Annotated in this window: 23 protein-coding genes and 1 pseudogene; 13 read left to right on the top strand and 11 right to left on the bottom strand. The window is 71.7% G+C overall.

The window, feature by feature from the left end; translation table 11 throughout:
• Nucleotides 1-79: 79 nt before the first annotated feature.
• The 3 genes from pstC to pstB are packed head-to-tail and all read left to right on the top strand — an operon-like array spanning nt 80 to nt 2,946.
• On the top strand, nt 80-1,057 hold the full coding sequence (gene pstC / locus ACFVX9_RS36535; protein ID WP_380492910.1) for a phosphate ABC transporter permease subunit PstC: 978 nt from the start codon (nt 80-82) through the stop codon (nt 1,055-1,057).
• Nucleotides 1,054-2,130, top strand: a complete 1,077-nt coding sequence (pstA, locus tag ACFVX9_RS36530; protein WP_063348285.1) for a phosphate ABC transporter permease PstA — start codon at nt 1,054-1,056, stop codon at nt 2,128-2,130. The genes pstC and pstA overlap by 4 nt, the downstream gene beginning before the upstream one ends.
• Nucleotides 2,131-2,169: 39 nt before the next feature.
• Nucleotides 2,170-2,946, top strand: coding sequence for a phosphate ABC transporter ATP-binding protein PstB (gene pstB / locus ACFVX9_RS36525; RefSeq protein WP_063348284.1), 777 nt, complete (start codon nt 2,170-2,172; stop codon nt 2,944-2,946).
• A gap of 157 nt (nt 2,947-3,103) precedes the next feature.
• Here the strand turns inward: pstB and ACFVX9_RS36520 are convergent, their stop codons facing one another.
• Both ACFVX9_RS36520 and ACFVX9_RS36515 read right to left on the bottom strand, forming a co-directional pair.
• On the bottom strand, nt 3,104-4,099 hold the full coding sequence (locus tag ACFVX9_RS36520; protein WP_063348283.1) for an inorganic phosphate transporter: 996 nt from the start codon (nt 4,097-4,099) through the stop codon (nt 3,104-3,106).
• 5 nt (nt 4,100-4,104) lie between these two features.
• Complete coding sequence (locus tag ACFVX9_RS36515) at nt 4,105-4,725, bottom strand: DUF47 domain-containing protein (protein WP_063348282.1); 621 nt, start codon at nt 4,723-4,725, stop codon at nt 4,105-4,107.
• A 403-nt stretch (nt 4,726-5,128) separates the two neighbouring features.
• Between ACFVX9_RS36515 and ACFVX9_RS36510 the strand changes: the two genes are divergently transcribed.
• Nucleotides 5,129-5,521, top strand: a complete 393-nt coding sequence (locus ACFVX9_RS36510) for a metal-sensitive transcriptional regulator (protein ID WP_380487294.1) — start codon at nt 5,129-5,131, stop codon at nt 5,519-5,521.
• Nucleotides 5,522-5,619: 98 nt separating this feature from the next.
• On the opposite strand, the gene ACFVX9_RS36505 is transcribed toward ACFVX9_RS36510, so the two are convergent.
• Together ACFVX9_RS36505 and ACFVX9_RS36500 are read right to left on the bottom strand one after the other, a co-directional pair.
• Nucleotides 5,620-5,820, bottom strand: coding sequence for a hypothetical protein (locus tag ACFVX9_RS36505; RefSeq protein WP_363376777.1), 201 nt, complete (start codon nt 5,818-5,820; stop codon nt 5,620-5,622).
• 196 nt (nt 5,821-6,016) lie between these two features.
• Complete coding sequence (locus ACFVX9_RS36500; protein ID WP_063348280.1) at nt 6,017-6,916, bottom strand: hypothetical protein; 900 nt, start codon at nt 6,914-6,916, stop codon at nt 6,017-6,019.
• Nucleotides 6,917-7,078: 162 nt separating this feature from the next.
• Between ACFVX9_RS36500 and ACFVX9_RS36495 the strand changes: the two genes are divergently transcribed.
• Complete coding sequence (locus ACFVX9_RS36495; protein ID WP_380427799.1) at nt 7,079-7,276, top strand: hypothetical protein; 198 nt, start codon at nt 7,079-7,081, stop codon at nt 7,274-7,276.
• A gap of 14 nt (nt 7,277-7,290) precedes the next feature.
• Here ACFVX9_RS36495 and ACFVX9_RS36490 read toward each other — a convergent pair whose 3' ends face one another.
• The gene (locus ACFVX9_RS36490) at nt 7,291-8,004 is read right to left on the bottom strand and encodes a phosphatase PAP2 family protein (protein WP_387986173.1); all 714 of its coding nucleotides are present in this window, start codon (nt 8,002-8,004) and stop codon (nt 7,291-7,293) included.
• A 184-nt stretch (nt 8,005-8,188) separates the two neighbouring features.
• Nucleotides 8,189-9,415: an NlpC/P60 family protein gene (locus tag ACFVX9_RS36485; protein ID WP_380487297.1), complete on the bottom strand. Its 1,227-nt coding sequence runs from the start codon at nt 9,413-9,415 to the stop codon at nt 8,189-8,191.
• A 248-nt stretch (nt 9,416-9,663) separates the two neighbouring features.
• On the opposite strand from ACFVX9_RS36485, the gene ACFVX9_RS36480 reads away from it, so the two are divergent.
• From ACFVX9_RS36480 to ACFVX9_RS36455, 6 genes are all read left to right on the top strand, one after another.
• Nucleotides 9,664-10,014, top strand: a complete 351-nt coding sequence (locus ACFVX9_RS36480; protein WP_063348277.1) for a hypothetical protein — start codon at nt 9,664-9,666, stop codon at nt 10,012-10,014.
• Between the two features lie 168 nt (nt 10,015-10,182).
• Complete coding sequence (locus ACFVX9_RS36475; protein WP_387986170.1) at nt 10,183-10,998, top strand: hypothetical protein; 816 nt, start codon at nt 10,183-10,185, stop codon at nt 10,996-10,998.
• Nucleotides 10,988-12,280 carry a hypothetical protein gene (locus ACFVX9_RS36470; protein WP_387986167.1) on the top strand — a complete coding sequence of 431 codons (1,293 nt, stop codon included), beginning with the start codon at nt 10,988-10,990 and terminating at the stop codon, nt 12,278-12,280. The genes ACFVX9_RS36475 and ACFVX9_RS36470 overlap by 11 nt, the downstream gene beginning before the upstream one ends.
• 7 nt (nt 12,281-12,287) lie before the next feature.
• A complete protein-coding gene (locus tag ACFVX9_RS36465) occupies nt 12,288-13,862 on the top strand; it encodes an SCO6880 family protein (RefSeq protein ID WP_063348275.1) in 1,575 nt (524 codons plus the stop codon).
• Between the two features lie 54 nt (nt 13,863-13,916).
• Nucleotides 13,917-15,266 (top strand): ATP-binding protein, encoded by a 1,350-nt coding sequence (locus ACFVX9_RS36460; RefSeq protein ID WP_063348274.1) that lies wholly within the window; start codon nt 13,917-13,919, stop codon nt 15,264-15,266.
• A 252-nt stretch (nt 15,267-15,518) separates the two neighbouring features.
• Nucleotides 15,519-17,318 carry a bifunctional UDP-sugar hydrolase/5'-nucleotidase gene (locus ACFVX9_RS36455; RefSeq protein ID WP_063348273.1) on the top strand — a complete coding sequence of 600 codons (1,800 nt, stop codon included), beginning with the start codon at nt 15,519-15,521 and terminating at the stop codon, nt 17,316-17,318.
• A gap of 74 nt (nt 17,319-17,392) precedes the next feature.
• On the opposite strand, the gene ACFVX9_RS36450 is transcribed toward ACFVX9_RS36455, so the two are convergent.
• The 5 genes from ACFVX9_RS36450 to ACFVX9_RS36430 all read right to left on the bottom strand — a co-directional run bounded on the left by ACFVX9_RS36450 (nt 17,393) and on the right by ACFVX9_RS36430 (nt 23,139).
• On the bottom strand, nt 17,393-18,886 hold the full coding sequence (locus ACFVX9_RS36450; RefSeq protein WP_387986162.1) for a sensor histidine kinase: 1,494 nt from the start codon (nt 18,884-18,886) through the stop codon (nt 17,393-17,395).
• Nucleotides 18,883-19,653 (bottom strand): response regulator transcription factor, encoded by a 771-nt coding sequence (locus tag ACFVX9_RS36445; protein WP_380380016.1) that lies wholly within the window; start codon nt 19,651-19,653, stop codon nt 18,883-18,885. Before ACFVX9_RS36445 ends, ACFVX9_RS36450 begins: the two co-directional genes overlap by 4 nt.
• A 63-nt stretch (nt 19,654-19,716) precedes the next feature.
• On the bottom strand, nt 19,717-20,859 hold the full coding sequence (locus tag ACFVX9_RS36440; protein ID WP_387986159.1) for a S1C family serine protease: 1,143 nt from the start codon (nt 20,857-20,859) through the stop codon (nt 19,717-19,719).
• Nucleotides 20,860-20,984: 125 nt separating this feature from the next.
• Nucleotides 20,985-22,046 (bottom strand): LacI family DNA-binding transcriptional regulator, encoded by a 1,062-nt coding sequence (locus ACFVX9_RS36435; RefSeq protein ID WP_387986156.1) that lies wholly within the window; start codon nt 22,044-22,046, stop codon nt 20,985-20,987.
• A 361-nt stretch (nt 22,047-22,407) separates the two neighbouring features.
• A complete protein-coding gene (locus tag ACFVX9_RS36430) occupies nt 22,408-23,139 on the bottom strand; it encodes a response regulator transcription factor (protein WP_063348270.1) in 732 nt (243 codons plus the stop codon).
• A gap of 680 nt (nt 23,140-23,819) precedes the next feature.
• Between ACFVX9_RS36430 and ACFVX9_RS36425 the strand changes: the two genes are divergently transcribed.
• Together ACFVX9_RS36425 and ACFVX9_RS36420 are read left to right on the top strand one after the other, a co-directional pair.
• Nucleotides 23,820-24,113 carry a MoaD/ThiS family protein gene (locus tag ACFVX9_RS36425; RefSeq protein WP_063351215.1) on the top strand — a complete coding sequence of 98 codons (294 nt, stop codon included), beginning with the start codon at nt 23,820-23,822 and terminating at the stop codon, nt 24,111-24,113.
• A 5-nt stretch (nt 24,114-24,118) separates the two neighbouring features.
• Nucleotides 24,119-24,525 (top strand): annotated as a pseudogene (locus ACFVX9_RS36420) (hypothetical protein); the annotation flags it as partial.

The following is a 24,525-nucleotide window of genomic DNA, read 5'->3' as shown; positions in this document are numbered from 1 at the left end:
ACCCAGCACGAACGTCCGGGGCACCGCCGCCATGGTGCCGTCCCCCTTCCGGGGCGGCACCACCAGACCGGAGTAGACAATGACTTCATCCTCCCCTGCCGCCCCGCGAGGCAGGGAACGCCGACCGCGCGACAGCCGCTTCGGCGACAAGATCTTCATGAACCTCGCCCGCGGTTCGGGCATCCTGCTGCTGGTCATCATGGCCGCGATCGCCGGCTTCCTGGCCTGGCGCGCGGTCCTGGCCCTCAGCACCAACGAGGGCAACTTCCTCACCACCTTCGAGTGGACGCCGGACGCCACGAAGCCGGTCTTCGGCATCGCCGTCCTGGCCTTCGGCACCCTCGTCAGCGCCGTCATCGCGATGGCGATCGCCGTCCCGGTGGCCATCGGGATCGCGCTGTTCATCTCGCACTACGCGCCGCGGAAGATCGCCCAGCCGTTCGCCTACCTGGTCGACCTGCTCGCCGCCGTCCCCAGCATCGTCTACGGCCTGTGGGGCGCGCTCTTCCTGGTCCCGCACATGGACGGCCTGACCAGCTGGCTCAACCAGTACCTCGGCTGGACGTACCTCTTCGACCAGACCAAGTCCGGCACCCCGCGCAACCTGTTCACCGTCGGCATCCTGCTGGCGATCATGGTCCTGCCGATCATCACGGCGGTCTCCCGCGAGGTGTTCCGCCAGGTGCCGCGGATGCAGGAGGAGGCGGCGCTCGCGCTCGGCGCGACCCGCTGGGAGATGATCCGCACCGCGGTGCTGCCGTTCGGCCGCCCCGGCATCATCTCGGCCTCGATGCTCGGCCTCGGGCGCGCGCTCGGCGAGACCATCGCCGTCGCGGTGGTGCTGTCCGCGAGCAACGTGCTCTCGCTGCACATCCTCGACGCGGGCGGCGGCACCTTCGCGCAGAACATCGCGCTGAAGTTCGCCGAGGCCGGCAACAACGGGCGCGACGCCCTGATGGCCTCCGGCCTCGTCCTGTTCGTCATCACCCTGCTGGTGAACGGTGCCGCGCGACTGATCATCGCCCGCCGCAAGGAGTACTCGGGGGCCAACGCATGACCGCGGCAACGACTTCCGTCACGGCCGACGCCCGGCCGCTCAGCCGGTCGCTGACCGCCAACCGGCTGCCCAAGTGGGCCCCGGCCGCCGTCGCGGTCGGCTCGATCGCGCTCGGCTGCGGGATCGGCGCCGTCGGCGGGCTGGAGAGCCACCTGCAGTGGGGCCTGATCTCGGCCGTGCTGTTCCTGCTGATCAGCTACGGCGTCTCGGCCCAGGTCGAGGGCCGCCGCCAGGCCAAGGACCGGTTCGCCACCTCGGTGGTCTGGGTCGCCTTCATCCTGGCCGTGGTCCCGCTGATCTCCCTGACGGTCTACACGATCCAGCAGGGCATCGGCGTGGTGAACGGGAACTTCCTGAGCCACTCGATGAAGGGCGTGATCGCCTCCGGCCCCGGCGGCGGCATCTACCACGCGCTGCTCGGCACCATGCAGCAGGTCGCCCTGGCCACCGCGATGGCCGCCCCGGTGGGTCTGCTGACCGCCGTCTACCTGGTCGAGTACGGCCGCGGCACGCTCGCCAAGACCGTCACCTTCTTCGTCGACGTCATGACGGGCATCCCGTCGATCGTCGCCGGTCTGTTCGTCCTCTCGCTCTGGAACATCGCCCTGGGCTTCAGCTACTCGGGCTTCTCGGGCAGCCTCGCACTGGCGATCCTGATGATGCCGGTCGTGGTCCGGTCCACCGAGGAGATGCTCAAGCTCGTTCCGAACGAGCTGCGCGAGGCCTCGTACGCGCTCGGCGTGCCGAAGTGGAAGACCATCCTGCGGATCGTCCTCCCCACCGCGATCGGCGGCATCACCACCGGTGTGATGCTGGCGGTCGCCCGCATCACGGGCGAGACCGCCCCGGTGCTGATGCTGGTCTTCGGCGCCGACGCCATCAACAGCAACCCGTTCGACGGACCGCAGCAGTCCCTGCCGATGTACATCTGGCAGCAGTACTCGGTGGTCAACAACGACTTCGGCTACGCCCGCGCCTGGGGCGCCGCGCTGGTGCTGATCGCCTTCGTGATGGGGCTCAACCTCATCGCCCGGGGCATCGCACGCTGGCGCTCGCCCAAGGGCGGACACTGACCGACTGACGTACGAAGACAGACGAGAGAAGCAACGATCATGGCCAAGCGCATCGACGTCAGCGGACTGTCCGCCTACTACGGCACCACCAAGGCCATCGAGGACATCTCGATGAGCATCGAACCCCGCTCGGTGACCGCCTTCATCGGCCCCTCCGGCTGCGGCAAGTCCACCTTCCTGCGCACCCTCAACCGGATGCACGAGGTGATCCCCGGCGCCCGGGTCGAGGGCAAGGTCCTCCTCGACGACGAGAACCTCTACGCCTCGAACGTCGACCCGGTCGCCGTCCGCCGCTCGGTCGGCATGGTCTTCCAGCGCCCGAACCCGTTCCCGACCATGTCGATCTACGACAACGTGATCGCCGGCCTCAAGCTCGCGGGCGTGCGCAAGAAGTCCGTCCTGGACGAGGTGGTCGAGCGCTCGCTGAAGGGCGCCAACCTCTGGAACGAGGTCCACACCCGGCTGAACAAGCCGGGGGCCGGCCTCTCCGGCGGCCAGCAGCAGCGGCTGTGCATCGCCCGCGCCATCGCGGTCGAGCCGCAGGTCCTGCTGATGGACGAGCCCTGCTCCGCGCTCGACCCGATCTCCACCCTCGCGATCGAGGACCTGATCGGCGAGCTGAAGTCGCAGTTCACCATCGTCATCGTGACCCACAACATGCAGCAGGCGGCCCGCGTCAGCGACCGCACCGCCTTCTTCAACCTGGCCGGCGTCGGCCAGCCGGGCAAGCTGGTCGAGCTGGACGACACCCAGCGGATCTTCTCCAACCCGTCGGTCCAGGCGACCGAGGACTACATCTCCGGCCGCTTCGGCTAGGCCGTACCCCCGCCACCGGCCGACGGACCGCGGTGTCCGGAGGCGAACGGCGAGCACACAGGCTGCTCCGCGGTGCTGCATGGCGGTGCCGCCGTGGAGCATGAAGAAGGGCCCGCCCCCGAGATGTGGGGGCGGGCCCTGTCACGTGCGGGGCCGGTCAGCCCCAGAACAGGTGGGCGAACCAGTACACCAGCGCTGCGACGATGGCGGCCGCCGGCATCGTGATGAACCAGCCGAGGACGATGTTCTTGGCGACGCCCCAGCGCACCGCGCGGATCCGCTTGGTGGCCCCCGCGCCCATGATCGCCGCGGTGATCACGTGGGTGGTGGAGATCGGAGCCTTGAAGACGAACGAGGTGACGTACATGACCGTCGCGGCGGTGGCCTCGGCGGCGAAGCCCTGCGGCGGGTCCAGCTCGATGATCTTGCGTCCGAGCGTCCGCATGATCCGCCAGCCGCCCGCGTAGGTGCCCAGCGAGAGCATCGTGGCGCAGGAGATCTTCACCCACACCGGGATGCCCTCGCCGGAGTGGTGGCCGGAGATGGTGAGGGCCATCACCACGATGCCCATGGTCTTCTGCGCGTCCTGCAGGCCGTGCGCCAGCGCCATCGCGGCGGCCGAGGCGGTCTGGGCGACCCGGAAGTTGCGCTTGGCCTTGTGCGGGTTGGCCCGGCGGAAGATCCACAGGATCGCCAGCATCACCAGGAAGCCGCCGACCAGGCCGACCACCGGCGAGACGATCATCGGGATGACGATCTTGTCGAGGACGCCGCCCCAGATCACGTCGATGCCGCCGGCCATGGCCGCGCCCACCATGCCGCCGAACAGCGCGTGCGAGGAGGAGGACGGCAGACCGAAGTACCAGGTGACCAGGTTCCAGGCGATCGCCCCGACCAGTGCGGCGAACAGGATCACCATGCCCCGGTCGCCGGTGGGGGTCTCGATGATCCCCTGGGAGACGGTGTGCGCCACGCCGCTGCCGAGGAAGGCACCGGCCAGGTTCATCACCGCGGCCATCGCCAGCGCGGCCCTGGGGGTCAGCGCACGGGTGGAGACCGAGGTGGCGATCGCGTTCGCGGAGTCGTGGAAGCCGTTGGTGTAGGTGAAGAAGAACGCAACGCCGACGACGGCGATGAGTGCTGCCATGTCCACGAGGGTCAGGACTCCTTGACGGCGATGGTCTCCACCGTGTTGGCGACGTGCTCGAACGCGTCCGCCGCCTCCTCAAGAACGTCCACGACCTGCTTGAGCTTGAGCACCTCGATGGCGTCGTACTGGCCGGAGAACAGGTGGGCGAGCAGCTTGCGGTGGATCTGGTCGGCCTGGTTCTCCAGCCGGTTGACCTCGATCCAGTACTCGGTGAGGTTCGACATGCTGCGCAGGTTCGGCATCGCCTCGGCGGTGAGCTCGGCGGCCCGGGCCAGCACCTCGATCTGCTGCTCGATCCCCTTCGGAAGCGTCTGGATGTCGTAGAGGACGACCAGGTCGACGGCCTCCTCCATGAAGTCCATGATGTCGTCCAGCGACGAGGCGAGGTTGTAGATGTCCTCGCGGTCGAAGGGCGTGATGAAGGACGAGTTCAGCTGGTGGAACACGGCATGGGTGGTGTCGTCCCCGGCGTGCTCGGCGGCGCGCATGCGCTCGACGATCTCCGCGCGGGCCGACACGTCTGATCCCAGCAGTTCCAGCAGGAGCTTCGAACCGACGACGAGGTTCTCCGCGGCGGCAGAGAACATGTCGTAGAAGCTCGTCTCCTTCGGGGTCAGGCTAAAACGCACGGAAATCTCCGATGTGCGGGGTAGGGACTGAACGATGCTAGGTGCAACCAAGCGCAATCGCGCAAACGGGGTGGTGATGGTGGAGGCGGAACCTCCTCTTCCGTTCGGCTGCCGCACCAGCTGACCCGGACCGCACACCCAGGTGCGGACGTGAGCCCCCAGTCTGACGGAACCTCGCCCGGATTGTCCCCGTGGTACGTACGGAAGACGGGGGCGCCGCTCAGACGGGTGAACCGCGCGGCGGGCCGCCCGCAGCCCGGTCGCAGCCCGTTCGCAGACCGTCCGGAACCCGTCCGGAACCCTTCGGCACATGCCGCGTCGGCCGTCGGAACACCACGGACGGCCCCGGTGTTGGACACTGGTGGCCGACGCAGCCACCAGGCATCCAGACGAAGGCGGGCCGATGACCACGACGCAAGCGCGCACCGAGCCGGACCACGGGCACGGCACCGACGCGCAGGCCGACGCACCCGCCGTCCCCGCGGCCGCCGCAGGACATCAGGGCGGGCACGGCCCGCACGGCTACAGCGCCCAGAAGGACGCCCACCTCAAGCGGCTGCGCCGGATCGAGGGCCAGATCCGCGGCCTCCAGCGCATGGTCGACGAGGACGTCTACTGCATCGACGTGCTCACCCAGGTCTCGGCCGGCACCAAGGCGCTGCAGTCCTTCGCACTGTCCCTGCTGGAGGAGCACCTGCGGCACTGCGTCGCGGCCGCCGCCGAGGAGGGCGGCGCCGAACTCGACGCCAAGGTCACGGAGGCCACGGCCGCGATCGCTCGGCTGCTGCGCAGCTGAGGCCGGGCCTGGTCCGGGCCGGGCGCGCGGGTCCGGACCGCCAACACCCCCAGCCGCGAACGTCCCTGGGCCGCGAACGCCCCTGGGCCGGGAGCGACCTAACCGTCGGCCTGCCGCCAGGCCTCGCCGTCGGTCCGCCCCGGCTCGGCCCGGTCGAGCAGCACCTCGTCGATCCGCTCGGTCGGCAGCCGGTCGCCGGTGCTGGCCGTCGCGGCGATCATCAGCTCGCCGGCCAGATCGATCTCGTCGAGGGCCGCGTCGTCGTGGCCGCCGCTGCGGCCGCCCGTGGACGACACCACCTGCACCACCCCTTCAGTGCCTCGCCAGCCCGGGCGGCAGCCACCCGACGTCCAGCCTAGGCACTTCGGAGCCCGTCCACATGGCACGGACGGGCCATCTCGGCGCCGCCGAAACGGGTGACCGCCGCTCCCCGGGCGGCCACCCGCTCCGGCGGCGCCCCGGTTCGCCCCGGCGCCGGAGCCCTGCCCCGGCGGCCTACTTCGGGCTCTCCGAGGGCTTCATCGCGTAGATGTCCGAGGCCGGCGGCTCGGCGGCCTCCACCGGCTTGCCGAAGTCCGTCACCGAGGTGGTCGACGTCACCTTCACCTGGTCCTTGGCCTCCTTCGAACCGGCCACCCCGGCGAAGGTGAACACCTCGACCACCTTGTGCAGCCGGCCCTGGTCGTCCAGCCAGGCGTCGTACGGGACCTCCTTCACGGTGAAGGTCTGGGCCCCCATCCGCAGGCCGTCCCCGCCGCGGCCGCCGGTCGCGTCGGCCGCCTTGGCCAGGTCCAGGGTGCCGCGGTAGTGGTGCAGCGCCACCCCGTCGACGGTCTCGGTGCCGACCGCGTCCGCCTTCTGCGCCCCGCGCAGGGCGCCCGCCGCCGAGGCCGGGTCGGTGGCGCCGCTGCTGACCAGGTTGCCGTCCGGCAGCTGGCGCACGTCCAGCTTGACCCACTTGCCCTCGGGCACCTTGGCGCCGCTGTTCTGCAGGTAGACGGTGCCCGGCAGGACCACCTCGACGATCTTCCCGGTGGTCGCCGCGCCCGGCGGCACCTGGACCTCCAGCCGGCCGATCCGCTTCACGTAGTCGTAGCCGCCCGTCCCGGTGAAGACGGCCTTCTTCTCGGACGACTCGGTGACCAGCTCGGTGGCGGTGTGCGCGGAGCCGGTGCGGCCCGTGATGTCGGCGCTGTTGCGCACCGCCGTCAGCGGGTCCGCGGCGAGCTGGTCGGGGGCACCCGACTGCCGGTCGGAGGAGCCGCCGCCGGAGCCGGCCGCGCAGCCGGCGGACAGGCCGGCCAGGGCGGCGGCGAGCAGGGCGGCCCCGGCCGCCGAACGCAGATGCGGCAGCGGACGGCGCCCCGGCCGTCCGCCACGCTGCTGGTCGGTCATCTTCATCCTCGCGACAACCCCCTCGGGCCCGACTGCCCTGCCGACACCACCAGGTGAACAGAGCTCTTTCCGGGCAAACGAGTTGAGCCGCGAAGGGTTACGCGGAAGAGGTCTTGCGGACGGCATCGCGCGCCCGGTGCCCGGCGCGTTACGGTGAACCACGTGCACAGTGAGCTGCCGGCCTTCCCCGGCACCGTCCGGATGCCCGAACACCGTGTCGCGGTCAGCGAGCGCGGTTCCTTCGCCTTCGCGACCTGCAGCTGCGGCTGGTTCTCACCGGCCCGCCGCTCGCGCGACCTGGCCCGGCGCGAGGGGGACGACCACCTCGCCCTCGCCGAGAGCGGCGGCGGACCGGGGTAGCCGGGCCGGGCGGCTCACGCCGCCAGATCGGACTCCGGCGGCTGCTCCTCGGAACGCACCGCCCCGCGCTCGCGCCCGCGCCGCCGGCCGCGCGGGCCGGCGCCGGCCCGCTCCGGCGCCCGGATCAGCGGGGCTAGGGCGGTCCGGCCCAGCGCGTGGCAGAGCGGGACCAGCACCGCCATCGCGATCGGCGCCAGCAGCAGCACCACCGCGGCGGCGAGCGCGAAGCCGCCGATCACGTCGGTCGGGTAGTGCACGCCCATGAACATCCGGCAGAAGCCCTGCAACAGGGCCAGGCCCCCGGCGATCCAGCCGAGCCGCCGGTTCACCAGGAACAGCGCCACCGCCACGCCCATCGTCATGGTCGAGTGGTCGCTGACGAAGGAGTGGGTGCCGGCCTTGCCGTCCACCAGCACCAGCAGCCCGCCGTGGTCGACGAACGGGCGCGGGCGGTTCACGATCGCGGCGATCGGCAGGTTGGCCAGCTCGGCGACGGCGACGGAGAGCGGCACCCAGAGCAGCCCGGCGACGGCCACCGGCGCGTCCGGGCGGCGTCTCGCCTGCAGCCAGGCCACCAGGCCCAGCATCGCCAGGCCGATCAGGATGCCGTACTCACCGATCCACGAGACCAGGTGGTCCAGCCACTGCGGGGAGCGCTTGGCCAGTCCGTTGACGGCGTAGAGCAGGCCGAGGTCGGGGTTGGTCGTGTCGGCAAGCGGCGTCGACACGCCGCACCTCCTTCTGGTCCGCAGCACCTGTTCGATCCGGTCGGGGCCCTCCCGGCGCGGGAAGCTGACGGTGGGCCATCGGGATCAACGTCATCGCCGGGGCACAGCGTTCCACGGAAACGCGCGGTTATGGAAACTTGACTCAGCGTCCACAGGGCACTCACACCTCGGGGCCACGGGCGGCTCAGTTCCTCGCCGCCGGCCGCCCCGCCCCGGCGGGGTCCGGGCCGGTCGGGGCGGGTGGTGCGGCGGCCGCAGGCGGTCCGGCGGCGGGCGGGGTGGCGGCGCCGCTGGGGCTCGCCAGGGCTGCCGGGGCCACCGGGGCCGAGGGGGTGGTCGCCGCGGTCGGGCTGGTCGGGCTGGTCGGCGTCGTCGAGCCAGGGCGGCTCGGGGCGCTCACGGAACCGTCCGCGTTGCGGGCCGGCAGCGCCTGGGCGCCGTCCGAGGTGACCCGGGTCGCGCCGATGTACTCCCTGGTGTCGATCTTGTCGTAGCGGATCACCGCGCCGGTGTGCGGCGCGTTGATCATGTAGCCGCCGCCGACGTAGATCCCGACGTGGTGGATGCTCCGCGGATCGTTCAGGTCCGTCGCCCAGAACACCAGGTCGCCCGGCCGCAGCTGATCGCGCGACGGGTGCGGGCCGGCGTACCACTGGTCGTTCGCCACCCGGGGCAGCGTGATGCCCACGCTGGCGTACGCCGCCTGGGTCAGGCCCGAGCAGTCGAACCGCCCGTTCTGCGAGGGCAGCCCCTCCCCGCCCCACAGGTACGGCGTCCCGAGCTTGCTCTGCGCGAAGTAGATCGCCGCGGCCGACTGCCCGGACACCTCCACCGGCGCCGTGGGCACGGTGAAGCTGCGGGCCATCGCCTGAATGTTCCTCACATAGCCCTGGGTCTCCTTGTACGGCGGCACCCCGTTGTACTTGGTCACCGCGTACGGGCCGGCGTTGTAGGCGGCCAGCAGGTTGGCCTGCCGGTCGCCCGGGACCTTGGCGACGTCCTTCGCGAGCGCGCAGTCGAAGGTGGCCGCCGAGGCGATCGCGTCCAGCGGGTCCCAGACGTCCTTCTTGCCGTCCCCATTGGCATCCGTGCCGTACGCCGCCCAGGTATCGGGCATGAACTGCGCCATTCCCTGTGCCCCGACGCCCGATTGGGCCTTCGGATCGAAACCGCTTTCCTGGTAGAGCTGTGCCGCGAGCATCGGCGGCGAGATCTCCGGGCAGAGCGCGCCCCACTGCTGGATCGGCGCCTGGAACGCCGCCGGGACCGTCCCCGGCGAGAGTGCGGCGCGATTCGCCGACTGCTGCGGCGTCCCACTCGCCGCGAACGTCCCCACCGTCACCAAACCGAGCAACCCGAACGTCACAACTCCCGCAGCGGCGGCGGCCGTACCGGCCTTCCGGAGTACCATCAGCACCATCCCGACGAATCGTCAGTCGAAGTGTTCCGGAAGGCGTTGCTCACCGCAATCATCAGAGATACAAAGAGTGAGCGCTATCCTTCGTACGGTGGACATCCTCGCGTACGTGCCCGGTACCTCACGACCAATCCGCGAGAAGTAGCCAAGTCGACATCAGATCTGGCCAAGAATAGGTACCGACCCTTCGCGCGGGCGGGGTCAGGGCCCTTGAATTTGCCTGATCGGGCGGTGAGATGGAAATGAACCTGAGCAGCGTGCACACGAACGCGATCGGCCACCTGGCCGAGGACCCACCAAAGAAGCCGAATATCGACACCATCATCGGCGGGATCGCCCCGGACTGGGGCCCGTTCGCGACCCTCGGGTCGGAGGCCAGGGTGATGGTCGAGGTCATCATGGCCGTCGCCATCCTGCTCTGCCTCGGCATCGCCGTCTGGGGGGCGGCCAAACAGCGGATCGGTGCGACCGCGATGCGCGACAGCTTCGGCGCCGAACAGGGCAAGGGGCTGATCGTCGCCGGTCTGACCGGCGTGTTCATCATTGGATCACTCGGCACTCTGTTCACCATTGTCTACGGCATGGCGATCTGACGATCGGACAGCAGTAGCCAGGCCCGCCCGCCCCGGGGCCAGGTCCCCGTCCGGACCGCCCCGAGCCCACCCGCCAGCAGTCCACCCCCCGTTCCCACCCTCCGTCCGCGCCCGCCCCCGGCGGAGGGCCCCCGGAGCCCCCCGGCTCCCCGCACCAGGAGGGCCGCCGTGCCGTTGTCCGACGACCAGCCGCACACCCGTACGCGGCTGCCGGTCGGCGAACAGCCCTCCTCCCAGCCGACCCAGCGTCAGGCCCGACCGCTCCGCACCCTGCTGACCGTCCTCGTCGTCGTCACCCTGCTCGTCGTGGCCATCTCCATCGCCAACCGCGACAAACCCGACCCCGGCAGCACCGGCCGTTCCGCCGACCACGCCGCCCCCACCGCGCCCGCCGGCGCCGGCCCCGCCCCCAGCGGCGACCAGCCCGTCGGCACCACCACCAACGGCATCGGCTCCGGCTACCCGCACACCGACCAGGGCGCCCAGTCCGCCGCCGCCAACTACGCGGTGGCGATCGGCTCCGCCGACATGTTCCGCGCCGACAGCCGCCACACCATCGTCGCCACCATCGCCGACCCGGGCGCGGTCTCGGGCCTCCAGAGCCGCCTGGACCAGGGGTTCGGCGGCGACACCGCCGCCCGTTACGGCCTCGACGCCCAAGGCCGCGCGCCCAAGGGCCTCACGTTCGTCAGCCGCACCGTCCCGGTCGGCGCCAAGTCGACCGGCTACAGCGACGGCGACGCCAAGGTCGAGGTCTGGTGCACCGGCCTCACCGGCCTCGCCGGCGAACACTCGGTCCAGCCCGTGACGACGAACTGGTTCACCCTCATGCTCTCGCTCCACTGGACGGGCAGCGACTGGAAGCTCACCGACTTCACCAGCAAGCAGGGCCCCGCGCCGATGCCGGGGGACCAGCAGGCCGCCACCGCCGACGAGATCACCGGCGCCGTCCAGCAGCTCGGGGGGTTCCGCTATGCCCGTTGACCAGACCTCACACCGTTCCACCGCACGCCGAACGGGCACGCTGGCGGGCGCGTTCGCCGCCTTGCAGGTCGCGGCGCTGCTGGCGGCCCAGCGGGTGTTCGCCGAGCCGACGGCCACGCCGACGCCGACCACGACGCCGAGCGCCAACTGCCCTGACCTGCCGATCTCCGGCAACGGCATTCTCTGCGTGGACAAGCCGGGCTCCGGCTCGCTTCCGGGCGGTGGGGCCATCGGGAGTGTGGCCGATCCGTTGGGGTCGTTGGCCAAGGGGTGTGCCCAGGCGGCGGCTTGGGTGGTGCGGAAGCTGTCGAGCGCGATCGACGGGACGACGCAGGTGGACTTCACCAATGCGTCGTTCCTGCAGCAGTACGCGGTGGTGTTCGCCGTGTCGACGGTGATCACGCTGGTGCTGTGGCTGCTGGCGGTGACGAAGCGGGCGGTGCGGGGGGCGCCGTTGGCGACGGCGTTCACGGAGGCGATCGGCTTCCTGTGGCTGACCGTCGTGGCGTCCGCGTTCACACCGCTGATCCTCTACACCGTGGTGAGCGTGACGGACGGGCTGACCAAGGCGATCGCGGTGGGGACGAAGTCGGACACCGGGTCGTACCTGGGCGCGTTCGCCGACACCCTGGAGAAGGGGGACATGGGCGGCGGCCCGCTGATCCTGATCATCGTGTCGCTGGTGGCGGTGCTGGCGGCGGCGGTGCTCTGGATCGAGCTGCTGATCCGGGCGGCGATGCTGTACGTGGGCGCGCTGCTGGGTACGGCGGTGTACGCGGGGTTGGTGGACAAGCAGCTGTGGAAGCACGTGCGCCGGTGGGCGGGGGTGATGGTGGCGGTGGACCTGGCGAAGCCGATCATCGTGGTCATCCTGGGCCTGGCGGGTGCGGTGGCGTCGGGGGCCGGGGCCAGCGACGACTTCGCGCGGGTGCTGTCGGGGCTGGCGATCCTGTTCCTGTCGATCTTCGCGAGCGCCGCCGTGTACCGCTTCGTGCCGGGCTTCGGCGACGAGATCATGAACATGCGCCATGCCCGGGCGAGTGCGGTGTCGGCCGGTTCGGCGATGATCAACGGCACCGCGAACCTGATGAAGCAGGGCATCACCACCCACGGTGACCGCGGGCCGGTCGGTGCGGGTGGCGGCGGCGGGGGTGCGGGCGGCGGTTCGGTCGCGCCGGGCATCGCCGCGCACGCCGGGCGGACGCCGGCGCCACCACCGCAGGCCGGGCCGCCGCAGACCTCGGTTCCGATCCGCGACAGCAACTCAGCGAAGGGAGGGTGACGGGTAAGTGAGCAGTGAACCGCTCGGCCAGTACGGAGCCCAGTACGCCCAGCCGTACGTGCACCAGCGCCGCACCTACCTGATCGGCAAGGCCCGCCCGAACGCGCCGATCGGCCGCAACCGGGAGTCCGGCGAGATCGTCCTGATCATCTTCGGGGCGTTCCTCGGCATGCTCTGGGGCCTGCTGATGCCGATCCTGCCGCTGCGGATCGGCGGCCTGATCGGCCTGCCCATGGTGGCCATCGCGGCGGTGTACGTGCCGTACCGCAGGCGGACGTTCTACAAGTGGGCGGAGATCAACCGCACCTACCGCCGGACGGTGCGCAGCGGCCGGTCGGTGTGGCGCTCGGACGTGATGGACGCCGGGACCCGGATGGACGGCCGGGAGGTGGAGGTCGGCCCGCCGCCCGGGGTGGGGCGGCTGCGCTGGCTGGCCGCGCCGTTCGGGCCGGACGAGGTCGGGGTGCTGATGCACCTGGAGCGGCGGACGGTGACGGCCGCGATCGAGATCGAGGGCCCGGGTGTCGGCCTGCGCGACTCGGAGGACCAGGAGGCGCTGGTCGACCGGTTCGGCACGCTGCTGAAGCACGTCGCCAACGGGGACGGCTTCGTGACCCGGTTGCAGATCCTGGCCCGGACGCTGCCGGCCGACCCGGACGCGCACGCCAAGGACGTCGAGCGGCGCGGGGACCACGACGCGCCGCGCTGGCTGCAGGATTCGTACGACCAGTTGCAGTCGATGGTGTCGACCTCCTCGGAGCAGCACCGGGCGTACCTGGTGGCCTGCATGCACTACACCCGCGACCTGGCGGCCGAGGCGCACGCGATGGGCCGTACGGCGACCGGTCGGCGGGCCCGGGACGACGAGGGGCTGGCGGCCGTGATGGCGCGCGAGCTGACCGACATCTGCGCCCGGCTGGCGGAGGCGGACATCCGGGTGCGCCAGCCGTTGGGGCAGGCCCGGCTCTCCTCGCTACTGCACTCGATGTACGACCCGGACCACCCGATCGACCACATCCAGGCGATGTCCCGGCGCAACGCCTGGCCGGCCGAACTGGACGCGACCAACCCGCAGTACCTGGAGGCGAAGACCCGCGAGTCGGCGACCCGGGAGCCGTGGTGCCATGCCACCGCGTGGATCAAGGAGTGGCCGCTGACCCCGGTGGGGGTCAACTTCCTGGCGCCGCTGCTGGTGCACACCCCGGACGTGATCCGGACGGTCGCGGTGACGATGGACCTGGAGCCCACCGACGTCGCGATCGAGCGGATGCTGACCGAGAAGACCAACGACGAGGCGGAGGCCAGCCGCGCGGCCAAGATGAACCGGACGGTCGACCCGCGCGACCTGGCCCACACCGGCCGGGTGGACCAGCGCGGCGACGACCTGGCCTCCGGTGCGGCCGGGGTGAACCTGGTCGGCTACATCACGGTGTCCTCGCGCAACCCCGACGCGCTGGCCCGGGACAAGCGCACCATCCGGGCCTCGGCCGGCAAGAGCTACCTCAAGCTGGAGTGGTGCGACCGCGAGCACCACCGGGCCTTCGTCAACACCCTGCCGTTCGCGACCGGCATCCGCCGCTGACGCCCGGTCCGCACCGCTCCACCACCGCCCGTCGACCAGACCAGGAGGCCGTACATGGCGCTCGGCAACCTCTCCGAGGCGTTCACCAGCCTGATGTTCGGCAAGGTGGAGACCACCCGGCTGCCGGTGCGTACCTCCACCGGCCAGGCGCAGGCGGTCTACCTGCCCACCGCCGCGCCGGGGCTGGGCGACTCGGGCGTGATCATCGGCCGTGAGGTGTACAGCGGCAAGGGGTACGTCTACGACCCCTTCCAGCTGTACGGGCAGCAGCTGCCGGCCCCGCACTGGCTGGTGCTCGGCGAGTCCGGCAACGGCAAGTCGGCGCTGGAGAAGACGTACGTGCTGCGGCAGTTGAGGTTCCGCGACCGGCAGGTCGTGGTGCTCGACGCGCAGGGCGAGGACGGCGTCGGCGAGTGGAACCTGATCGCCAACGCGCTGGGCATAAAGTCGATCCGGCTCGACCCGATGGCCGCCCGGGACGGCGGGGTGAAGCTCAACCCGCTGGACCCGGCGATCACCCAGACCGGCCAGTTGTCGCTGCTGCGCACCATCGTCGAGGTCGCGATGGGGCGGGGCCTGGAGGAGCGGGCCGGGTTCGCGCTGAAGGCCGCGCACGCCCATGTGGTGGCGACGGTGAAGGACCGTCAGCCGGTGCTGGACGACATCATCGACACCCTGCGCAGCCCCGAGCTGTCCTCGGTGGAGTCGCTGGGCGTGGCGGTGGACGAGGTGCAGTCCTGGGGCCTGGACGTGGCGCTGGTGCTGGACCGGCTGGTCGACGGCGACCTGCGCGGCATGTTCGACGGGTCGACCACCGACGGCATCGACCTGGACGCGCCGCTGATCGTCTTCGACCTCTCGCACATCGACCGCAACTCGATCGCTATGCCGATCCTGATGGCGATCGTCGGCGTGTGGCTGGAGCACACCTGGATCCGGCCGGACCGGAAGAAGCGTATCTTCCTGGTCGAGGAGGCCTGGCACATTATCAACAGCCCCTTCGTGGCGCAGCTGTTCCAGCGGCTGCTGAAGTTCGGCCGCCGGCTCGGGCTCTCCTTCGTCGCGGTGGTGCACCACCTGTCCGACGTGGTGGACGGTGCGGCGGCCAAGGAGGCGTCGGCGATCCTGAAGATGGCCTCCACCCGGACGATCTACATGCAGAAGGCGGAGGAGGCGCGGTCCACCGGCCGGGTGCTGGGCCTGCCGCGCTGGGCGGTGGAGATCATCCCCACCCTGTCGCCGGGCATCGCGGTCTGGGACGTCAACGGCAATGTCCAGGTGGTCAAGCACATCATCACCGAGGCCGAGCGGCCGCTGGTGTACACCGACCGTGCGATGACCGAGGACGCGGTGGCCGAACGGGACCGGGCCGAGCGACAGTTGGCTGCCGAGCCGGGAGTCTGAGCGGCCGGTCGGGGGTCTGAGCGGCCGGGTCGGGGGGCCTGGGCGGGTCGGGCGGGTGGTCTGGGCGGGGAGGCCCGGACGGGGGCACCGGCGCTGGTCGGACGGCGACGGTTCGTCAGGAGGTAATCCTCTCGTTACGTTCGACATCCTGACAGCTACGCGCGTTGACTCTAGGCTTCACAGGCGCAACACATCACCCAGACGCCCGGTCAAGTCCACAGCGGGCGCTCCTCCAAGGTGCAGGGGACCCTCATGCTCACCGTCAGATCCCGACGCGCGGCGCTCGCCGTCGTCGCCGCCGCAGGTCTGGTCGGCACGGTGGCCGTGCCGACGGCCGCGCAGGCCGCCGACGCCAACGCCAAGCGTCACAAGACCGTCAACCTCCAGCTGCTGGCGATCAACGACTTCCACGGCAACCTGGAGCCCCCGGCCGGTTCGTCCGGCACCATCCGGGAGATCGACCCGGCCACCGGCAAGGAGGTCTCGACCCCGGCCGGCGGCATCGAGTACCTGGCCACCGAGCTGCGCAAGGCCCGGATCCCGGCCGACGACTCGATCACCGTCGCGGCCGGCGACATCATCGGCGCCAGCCCGCTCACCTCGGCGCTCTTCCACGACGAGCCGACCATCGAGGCGATGGACAAGCTCGGCCTGGACGTCACCTCGGTCGGCAACCACGAGTTCGACGAGGGCGCGCAGGAGCTGCTGCGCATGCAGGACGGCGGCTGCCACCCGGTCGACGGCTGCTACGAGCCCGGCCGCACGTTCAAGGGCGCCAACTTCAACTACCTGTCGGCCAACGTCACCGACGAGAAGACCGGCAAGCCGCTGCTGGCCCCGTACTGGGTGACCAAGTCCCAGGGCGTGAAGGTCGGCTTCATCGGCGTCACCCTGGAGGGCACGCCGAACATCGTGACCGCCGAGGGCGTCAAGGGCCTGAAGTTCGCCAACGAGGTCACCACGATCAACAAGTACGCCGCCGAGCTCAAGGCCAAGGGCGTCAACTCGATCGTCGCGCTGATCCACGAGGGCGGGTACCCGGCCAGCAGCGTCTACAACTACGACTGCGGCCCGGCCGGCCAGGGTATCTCCGGTCCGATCGTCGACATCTCCAAGAAGCTCGACCCGTCGATCGGCGCCATCGTCACCGGCCACACCCACAACGCGTACGCCTGCACCATCCCCGACCCCAACGGCGTCCCGCGCTCGGTCACCAGCGCCGCCTCCTTCGGCCGGCTGTACACCGAGATCGACATGAAGCTGGACAAGACCACCGGCGAGATCGTCCGCCCGACGGTCAAGGCCGAGAACCACGTGGTGCGCCGCACCGTCGAGAAGGCGCCCGACATGACGGCGCTGGTCGACCACTACTCCAAGCTGGCCGCCCCGATCGCCAACCGGCCGATCGGCTACATCGCCTCGGACATCAACGGCCGCGGCAACAGCGACCTGGAGAAGCCGCTCGGTGACCTGATCGCCGACGCGCAGGTGGAGGGGCTCGCCCCGGCCGCCAAGGGCGGGGCGCAGGTCGCCTTCATGAACCCCGGCGGCATCCGCTCCGACCTGGTCTACAAGGCCTCCGGCGCCGAGGGCGACGGCGTGGTGACCTACGGCGAGGCGTTCACCGTCCAGCCGTTCACCAACATGATGCAGGTCAAGACGCTGACCGGCGCCCAGCTGGTGCAGCTGCTCCAGCAGCAGGTCAGCGGCTCCAACGCGGCCGCGCCGAAGATCCTCCAGGCGTCCTCGGGCCTCCACTACACCCTGGACATGCGCAAGACCGGTGCGGACCGGGTGGTCGTCGACTCGATCCGGCTGAACGGCGCCCCGATCGACCAGGCCGCCAAGTACCGGGTCGCGGCCAATGAGTTCCTGGCCGGCGGCGGCGACGGCTTCCCGGCCTTCGCGGCCGGCACCGACAAGCTCGTCGGCGCCTCCGACCTGGACGTCTTCGCCGCCTACCTGGGCGCCCACAGCTCGGCGGCCTCGCCGCTGAAGGCCCCGGCGCAGGATCGGATCAAGGTCATCGGCCCGGGCGTCGACATCGACTGACCGTGAGCCGGTACAGGACGGGCGGGGCGCTGTCGGGGCGCCCCGCCCGTCCTGCGTTGTCCGCCCGTCCCGCCCTATTCGGGGGCGGGGCCGCCGGGCAGCCGGACGGTCGCCAGCGCGCCCGGGCCGCCGTCCCCGGCCGGGCCCAGCGACACCTCGCCGCCCGCCTCCCGGACGCTCTGCGCGACGATGGACAGGCCCAGGCCGGAACCGGGCAGCTGTCGAGAGGACGGCGAACGCCAGAACCGGTCGAACACGTACTGCAGTTCCTCCGGCGGAATGCCGGGGCCGTGGTCGCGGACGGTCAACACGCCCTGCTGGAGCCGGACTTCGATGGTGCCGCCGGGCGGGCTGTACTTGACCGCGTTGTCCAGCAGGTTGATCACCGCCCGTTCGAGCCCGGCGGCGTCGCCGTGCACGAACCAGGGGTCGGTCGCGGTCTCGAAGACCAGCCCCGGGCCGCGCAGCTTCGCCCGCTCGACCGCCCGCCCGGCGATCTCGTGCAGGGCCACCACGGTGGGGTTGTGGACCGGCTTGGGGGAGTCCGGGCGGGACAGCTGGAGCAGGTCCCCGATCAGGACGGTGAGCTCCTGCATCTGCGCCTTCATGTTGCCCAGCAGCTTGGTCTTGGTCGCGGCGGGCAGCGGGCGGCCCGTGTCGTTGCTGCGGATCAGCAGGTCGACGTTGGTGCGCAGCGAGGTGAGCGGGGTGCGCAGCTCGTGCCCGGCGTCGGCGATCAGACGGGTCTGCCGCTCGCGGGAGTTGGCGAGGGCGGTGCTCATCGAGTTGAAGGAGGTGGAGAGCCGGGCGATCTCGTCGTCCCCGTGCACGGGGATGGTGGTGCCGACCTCCTCGGTGCGGGCGATGTGCTCGACGGCGTCGGTGAGTTGGTCGACGGGCTTGAGCGCGGACCGGGCGACCACGCGGCCGGCGATGGCGGCGAGGATGATCCCGCCGAGGGCCACGCCGCCGAGGAGGAGGGCGAGCCGCTGGAGGGAGTCCTCGATGGGCTGGGAGGGGGTCGCCACCATGACGACGACGGGCACCTGGAAGCTGTGGTTCAGGGTCAGCCGGACGATCGCGGGGTCGCCGTTGGTGTACCGGCCGTCCCGGATGATCGACTGGCCCGGCTTGAGCCGGAATCCGGCGGCGTCCGCCGACGTGGCCACGATGGCCTTGGTCGCCCCGGGGGGCAGGCAGACGCCCTCGGCCCCGGCCCGGAGGAACTGGGTGTCCCGGGGGACGGCTCCGCTGATGTCCGGGATGACGACGCCGCGCTGGTTCTCCAGCGCGGCTTCCGGGGTGGCGTAGCAGACCAGGGGGTTCCTCCCGATCGGTGCTGCGGGAGCACCCGCCAGGTCCGCCCGGACCTGGTCGTACAGCTGCTTCTCCACGATGAACCAGCAGGCCAGCGCCGACAGGGCGATGGCCACCGCGACCGCGGCCGCGCTCAGGAAGGTGAGGCGGCTGCGGAGGGAGCGGGAGCGGAGCCAGTGGGAGAGGCGCCGGCGGCGGGGGACGCCGGGTGGAGCCAGTGGCGGGGGCGGGTAGGGCGTGGGGGAGGTCACGTGGTGGCGCCGGCGGCCGGGCGCAGGGCGTAGCCGACGCCGCGCACGGTCTGGATGAGGCGGGGCATGCCGCCCTGCTCGGTCTTGCGGCGCAGGTACATCACGTAGACGTCCAGGGAGTTGGAGGAGGGTTCGAAGTCGAAGCCCCAGACGGCCTTGAGGATCTGTTCGCGGGTGAGGACCTGGCGGGGGTGGGCGAGGAACATCTCCAGCAGCATGAACTCGGTGCGGGTGAGTTCGACGGGCTTGCCGGCGCGGGTGACCTCGCGGGTGGCGGTGTTCATCCGCAGGTCGGCGAAGGCCAGCACCTCGCTCTCGTCCTCGGCGGCGGCGCGGGCGGCGGCCTCGGTGGCGAGGGCGTTGCGGCGCAGCAGGGCGCGGACGCGGGCGAGCAGTTCGTCGAGTTCGAAGGGCTTGGCGAGGTAGTCGTCGGCGCCGACGTCCAGGCCGGTGACGCGGTCGCCGACGGCGTCGCGGGCGGTGAGCATCAGGACGGGGACGGTGTCGCCGCGGGAGCGCATCCGGCGGACGGCGGTGAGGCCGTCCATCCGGGGCATCATGATGTCCAGCAGGACGAGGTCGGGCCGGTCGCGTTCGACGGATTCCAGGGCCTCGTAGCCGTCGGTGGCGGTGGCGACCTCGTAGCCCTCGAAGGCGAGGCTGCTCTCCAGGGCGTCCCGGAGGGCGGGTTCGTCGTCGACCACGAGGAGCCGGGCGGAGGGGTGGCCGGCCTCGGCGGCGGTGCGGTCGTCGGCGGACGGGGTCATGGGCTGCTGCCCTTTCTCGTCGGGTGGAGGGCCTGCTGGGGGTACCGGGGGTAATTGTCCGTCTTACAGGTTCTGGCCGGCCTCCAGTTTCGGCAGAACCTGCTTGATGTCGTTGATCGGGATGGCGAAGCCGAGGCCGACGCTGCCGGCGCTGCTGCTGCCGCCGCCGGCGGTGGAGCTGGCGCCGCTGGGGGCGTACATCGCCGAGTTGATGCCGATGACCTGGCCGTTGGCGTTGATGAGCGGGCCGCCGGAGTTGCCGGGGTTGAGGGCGGCGTCGGTCTGGAAGGCCTTGTAGGTGGTGGTGCTGCCGCTGTTCTGCTGGGGGAGGTTGCCGCGCGTGCCGGGCAGGTTGGGCAGGCCGGGCAGGCTGGGGAAGCCGAAGCCGCCGTTGCTGCTGGTGGTGCCCTCGTCGAGCTGGACGGTGACGTCGCGGTTCTCGGCGCTGATGATGCCGGAGGTGACGGTGCCGGTGAGGCCGTCGGGGTTGCCGATGGCGACGACGGGGTCGCCGACGGCCACGCCGGAGGAGTCGCCGAGGGTGGCGGGGGTGAGGTTCTTGCCGCCGCTCGCGGTGATCACGGCGACGTCGAGGGACTTGTCGGTGCCGGTGACGGTGGCCGGGGCGGTGGAGCCGTCCTTGAAGGCGACGGTGATCTGGCCGCCGTCGGCGGCGGTGTCGATCACGTGGTAGTTGGTGAGGATCCGTCCGCTGGTGTCGAGGATGACGCCGGTGCCGGTGGCGGTGCCGTTGCCGTTCTTGACGGTGATCTGGACGACGCTCGGCGAGACGGCGGCGGCGATGGCCGGCACGTCGGCGCCGCCGTCGGAGCGGGCGGAGACGGGGCTGGCGACGGTGCTGGTGCGGGCGGCGGAGCCGTGCTGCTCGGCGGCGACGAACCCGCCGGTGACGCCGCCGATGACGGCGGCGACCGCGGCGACGGCGGTGACCAGGGCGAGCCGTCCGCGCAGCAGGCCGCGCCGGGCGCGGTTGCCGTGGCCGCCGTGGCCGCCGGGCTGGCCGGCGGTGGGCGGCTCGGGGGGCATGGGCGGGGGCGGGGTCGGGGAGTCGAAGCCGCCTGCCGAGTGGTCCTCGTGGTACCCGTAGGCGGTCGTGGCGGCGCTGCTGCCGAGGACGGTGCCCTCGACCACGCGGGGCTCGTACGGGCCGTACTGCTCGTCGTGGTGCTGCTGCTGTTCGCTCATGCCGACCAACGTCCGCCTGGTGGATGAGGATGGCATGAGAACCGGCTCAGAAGGGTCCGAGAAGCCCGTTGGGTTCTCATAAAGCCTGGTCAGGCGGTGTGCGGTGGCGGGTGGAGCGGAGTGCGCTACTCCGCTTCCCCGGTCGGGACCGCCGCGGCGCCGCCACAGCCGCAGGAACGGCGGATCACCAGGCGGGACGGGAACTTGCGGACCCGCTCGGTGTCCGATCCGGGCACCATCAGCGAGTCGTCGAGCACCAGGTCCACGGCGGCCCGGGCCATCGCGTCGCGGTCGGAGGCGACGGTGGTCAGCGGCGGGTCGGCGAGTGCGGCCTCGGGGACATCGTCGAAGCCGGTCACCGCGAGGTCCTCCGGGACCTTCAGCCCGACCTCGCGGGCGGCCCGCAGCACGCCGATCGCCTGGTCGTCGGTGGAGCAGAAGATCGCCCGCGGCCGGTCCGGCGAGCGCAGCACCCCGAGCGCGACCTCGTACGCGCCGTAGCGGTGGAAGGGCGCGTCGATCAGGTGGGGCTCGGTGGGCAGGCCGTGCGCGTCCATGGCGCGCTGCCAGCCCTCGACGTGGTCGATGACCGGGTCGCCGGGGGCGGGGGACTCGACCGGGCCGCCGAAGCAGGCCACGTACGGGTGCCCGTGCACCTCCAGCAGGTGGCGGACGACGGCCTCGGCGCCGCCCACGTCGTCGGTGACCACCGCGACGTCGTCGATCGCCTCGGGGCGGCGATGCAGCAGCACGACCTTGGCGCCCTCCATCGCGGCGAACTCCTCGGCGGCGCGCTGCGAGGGGCCCTGGCTGACCAGGATCAGGCCGGAGACGCGCATACCGAGGAAGGCCCGGACGTAGTGCACCTCGCGGTCGTCCACGTAGTCGGAGTTGCCGATCAGCACGAGCTTGCCGCGCTCGGAGGCCGCCCGTTCCACGGCGTGCGCCATCTCGGCGAAGAAGGGCTGGCGGGCGTCCGGGACGACCATGCCGATCAGGTTGGTCCGGCGGGAGGCCATCGCCTGGGCGACGCTGTTCGGCCGGTAGCCGAGCTGCTCGATCGCGGCGAGGACCTTCTCCCGGGTCGCGGGCGCGACCGGGCGCGGCCCGTTGTTGATGACGTAGCTGACGACCGCGGTCGAGGTACCAGCCAGCCGGGCTACATCGTCGCGCGTCACTTTGGCCACGGGGGGAGTCTACGCGTGTGGCGTGCGCGTCGGCAGTGGGACCTGGGGCCCGTCTTCGAACTCCCGCCTGCGTGGCGACGCTCCCCCAGCCTTCGGCCGGGAGGTACCCCCAGGGCACAAACGCACCTCGCCGCGTTGTCGTCGGTCGCCGATGGCCCCCAGCCTCCGGCCGGGAGGTGCCCCCACCGCATGGACTCCCTCCTCCGCCTTGCGATGCACGCACCCCAACGCCGCCACGCCCGCCCTCCGGGCGGACGACGGGAGTTCGAAGACGGGCCCCAGGGCTTTCCGTCAGGGCTTTCGGCAGGTGCCGGGGAGCGAACCGGACAAGCCGGGCGGGGGTGGCCCGCCCGGCCGTCGGTCAGGCCTCCAGCGGCGCCGAGGGGCGCTGGGCGAGCTCCGGGCGCTCGCCCTTCTCCGGCTTCTCCGGGACGACGAAGCGGTAGCCGACGTTGCGCACGGTGCCGATCAGCTGCTCGTGCTCGACGCCGAGCTTGGCGCGCAGCCGGCGGACGTGCACGTCCACCGTCCGGGTACCGCCGAAGTAGTCGTAGCCCCAGACCTCCTGCAGCAGCTGGGCCCGGGTGAAGACCCGGCCGGGGTGCTGGGCGAGGTACTTGATCAGCTCGAACTCCTTGAAGGTGAGGTCGAGCGCCCGGCCCTTGAGCTTGGCGGAGTAGGTGGCCTCGTCGACCGTGAGGTCGCCGTTGCGGATCTCCATCGGGCTGTCGTCGGTGCTGATGTGGAGCCGGCCGAGTGCGAGCCGCAGCCGGGCCTCGACCTCGGCGGGGCCGGCCGTGTCCAGCAGGACGTCGTCGATGCCCCACTCGGCGGTGACGGCGGCGAGGCCGCCCTCGGTCACCACCAGGATCAGCGGGCAGCCGATGCCGGTGGAGCGCAGCAGCTGGCAGAGGCTGCGGATCTGCGGCAGGTCGCGCCGGCCGTCGACCAGGATGACGTCCGCACTGGGGGTGTCCACCAGGGCGGATCCCTCGGCGGGGGCCACCCGGACGTTGTGCAGCAGCAGGCCGAGGGCCGGCAGCACCTCCGCGGAGGGTTGCAGAGCGTTGGTGAGGAGGAGGAGAGAACTCATACCCGGTAGTCCCCTTTCCGGGTCGTCGCGGTCGCGTTACGGCTGCCGCCACAGCCGGATGGCGCACGTGCTGAGGTCGGGGGGAGGTGGACGGACGCCCGAGGAGCGCCGGAGGGCCGGCCGGTGCGCAGGACGCGACGGCGCACGCGCCGAGGGTCCCGCAACCCTTGGCGCACCGTTTCTGTCCTGTTCATCCCGCGAACCCTCCGGTTTGTTCCGGTCCCGGGCGGCGGCCCGGGTGCCGGGTGGACACCCCGGCCGGCCGGGGCACGTCGTCGTGCCGCGTGGGGCGGGGCGGTTCCCGCGACGCGCCGGGGGTGGGCCGACGAATCGCAAGAATGTCCGTACTGGCGTCCTGAAAGCACAAAAGGACCCGGGGGCGACTCTGCCCGGATCCCTCTTGGACGTCGAGGATAGCCGACGGCCATCCGCGCCGGGAGGGCTCGAATCCGGCGGTTCGCCCAATCCGGGCGCGCGCCGGGTGAGCCTGGACACAGCTTCGAGCCGTCCTCCGGGCCCCCTCGGCCAGGGCGATTGCCGGTCGTGGCGGCGGACACGCCATCATGGGACGCACATCGGCGGCGCCGTGCGAGTCCATCTTTCGGGTGGTCGGGCAGCCCGGTGGCGAGCCGGACCGGGGCACCGGGGCCGGGCGAGGACGACGAGAAGGGGTGGCCCCGATGGGTGCGACCACGGAGCCCGCGAGCGGCGCCCGGGTGCGCGGGACGATCCGCTACTGGGCGGCCGCGAAGTCCGAGGCCGGGCTGGCCGAGGAGCCGTACGAGGCGGTGACCCTGGCGGAGGCGCTGGCACAGGCCAGGCGGCGGCACGCGGACCGGCCGAAGCTCGTCCAGTTGCTCGGGCACTGCTCCTACCTGGTCGACGGCTCCCAGGTCGGCGGCCGGGACCACACGACCGTAGCCCTCACCGAGGGCGGCACGGTCGAGGTGCTGCCGCCGTTCGCGGGAGGCTGAGCGGCGTGACGGACATGAACAACGCGAACCAGGGCGGCTACGGCGAGTGGCCGCAGCAGCCCCCGCCGCCCCAGCCGCCCTACCGGCATCCGCAGCAGCAGCCCCAGCCCCAGCCCCCGTACCCGCAGGCCCAGGCGCCGCAGCCGGGGCAGCAGCCGCCGTACGGCCACCCGGGGTACGGGCAGCCGCCGATGGACGACGCGGCGACCACGCTGCTGCCGCCCGTCCCCGCGATGGACGACGCCACGGCGACCACGCTGCTGCCGCCCGTCCCCCCGATGGACGACGCGGCCGCGACGACGCTGCTGCCGCCGGTGGTCGTGTCCGGCGCGAGGCCGCCCGCCCCGCCGGCCTGGACGCCCGCCCCGCCGCCGCCGGTGGCACGGCACGCCGCGCCGCCGCAGGCCCGGCA

Origin of the sequence: Kitasatospora sp. NPDC058243, from assembly GCF_042882025.1 — a bacterium.
Taxonomy (GTDB): Bacteria; Actinomycetota; Actinomycetes; order Streptomycetales; family Streptomycetaceae; genus Kitasatospora.
Note: the sequence above shows the minus strand (reverse complement) of the source record. Positions and strands in the feature narration are given on the sequence as shown.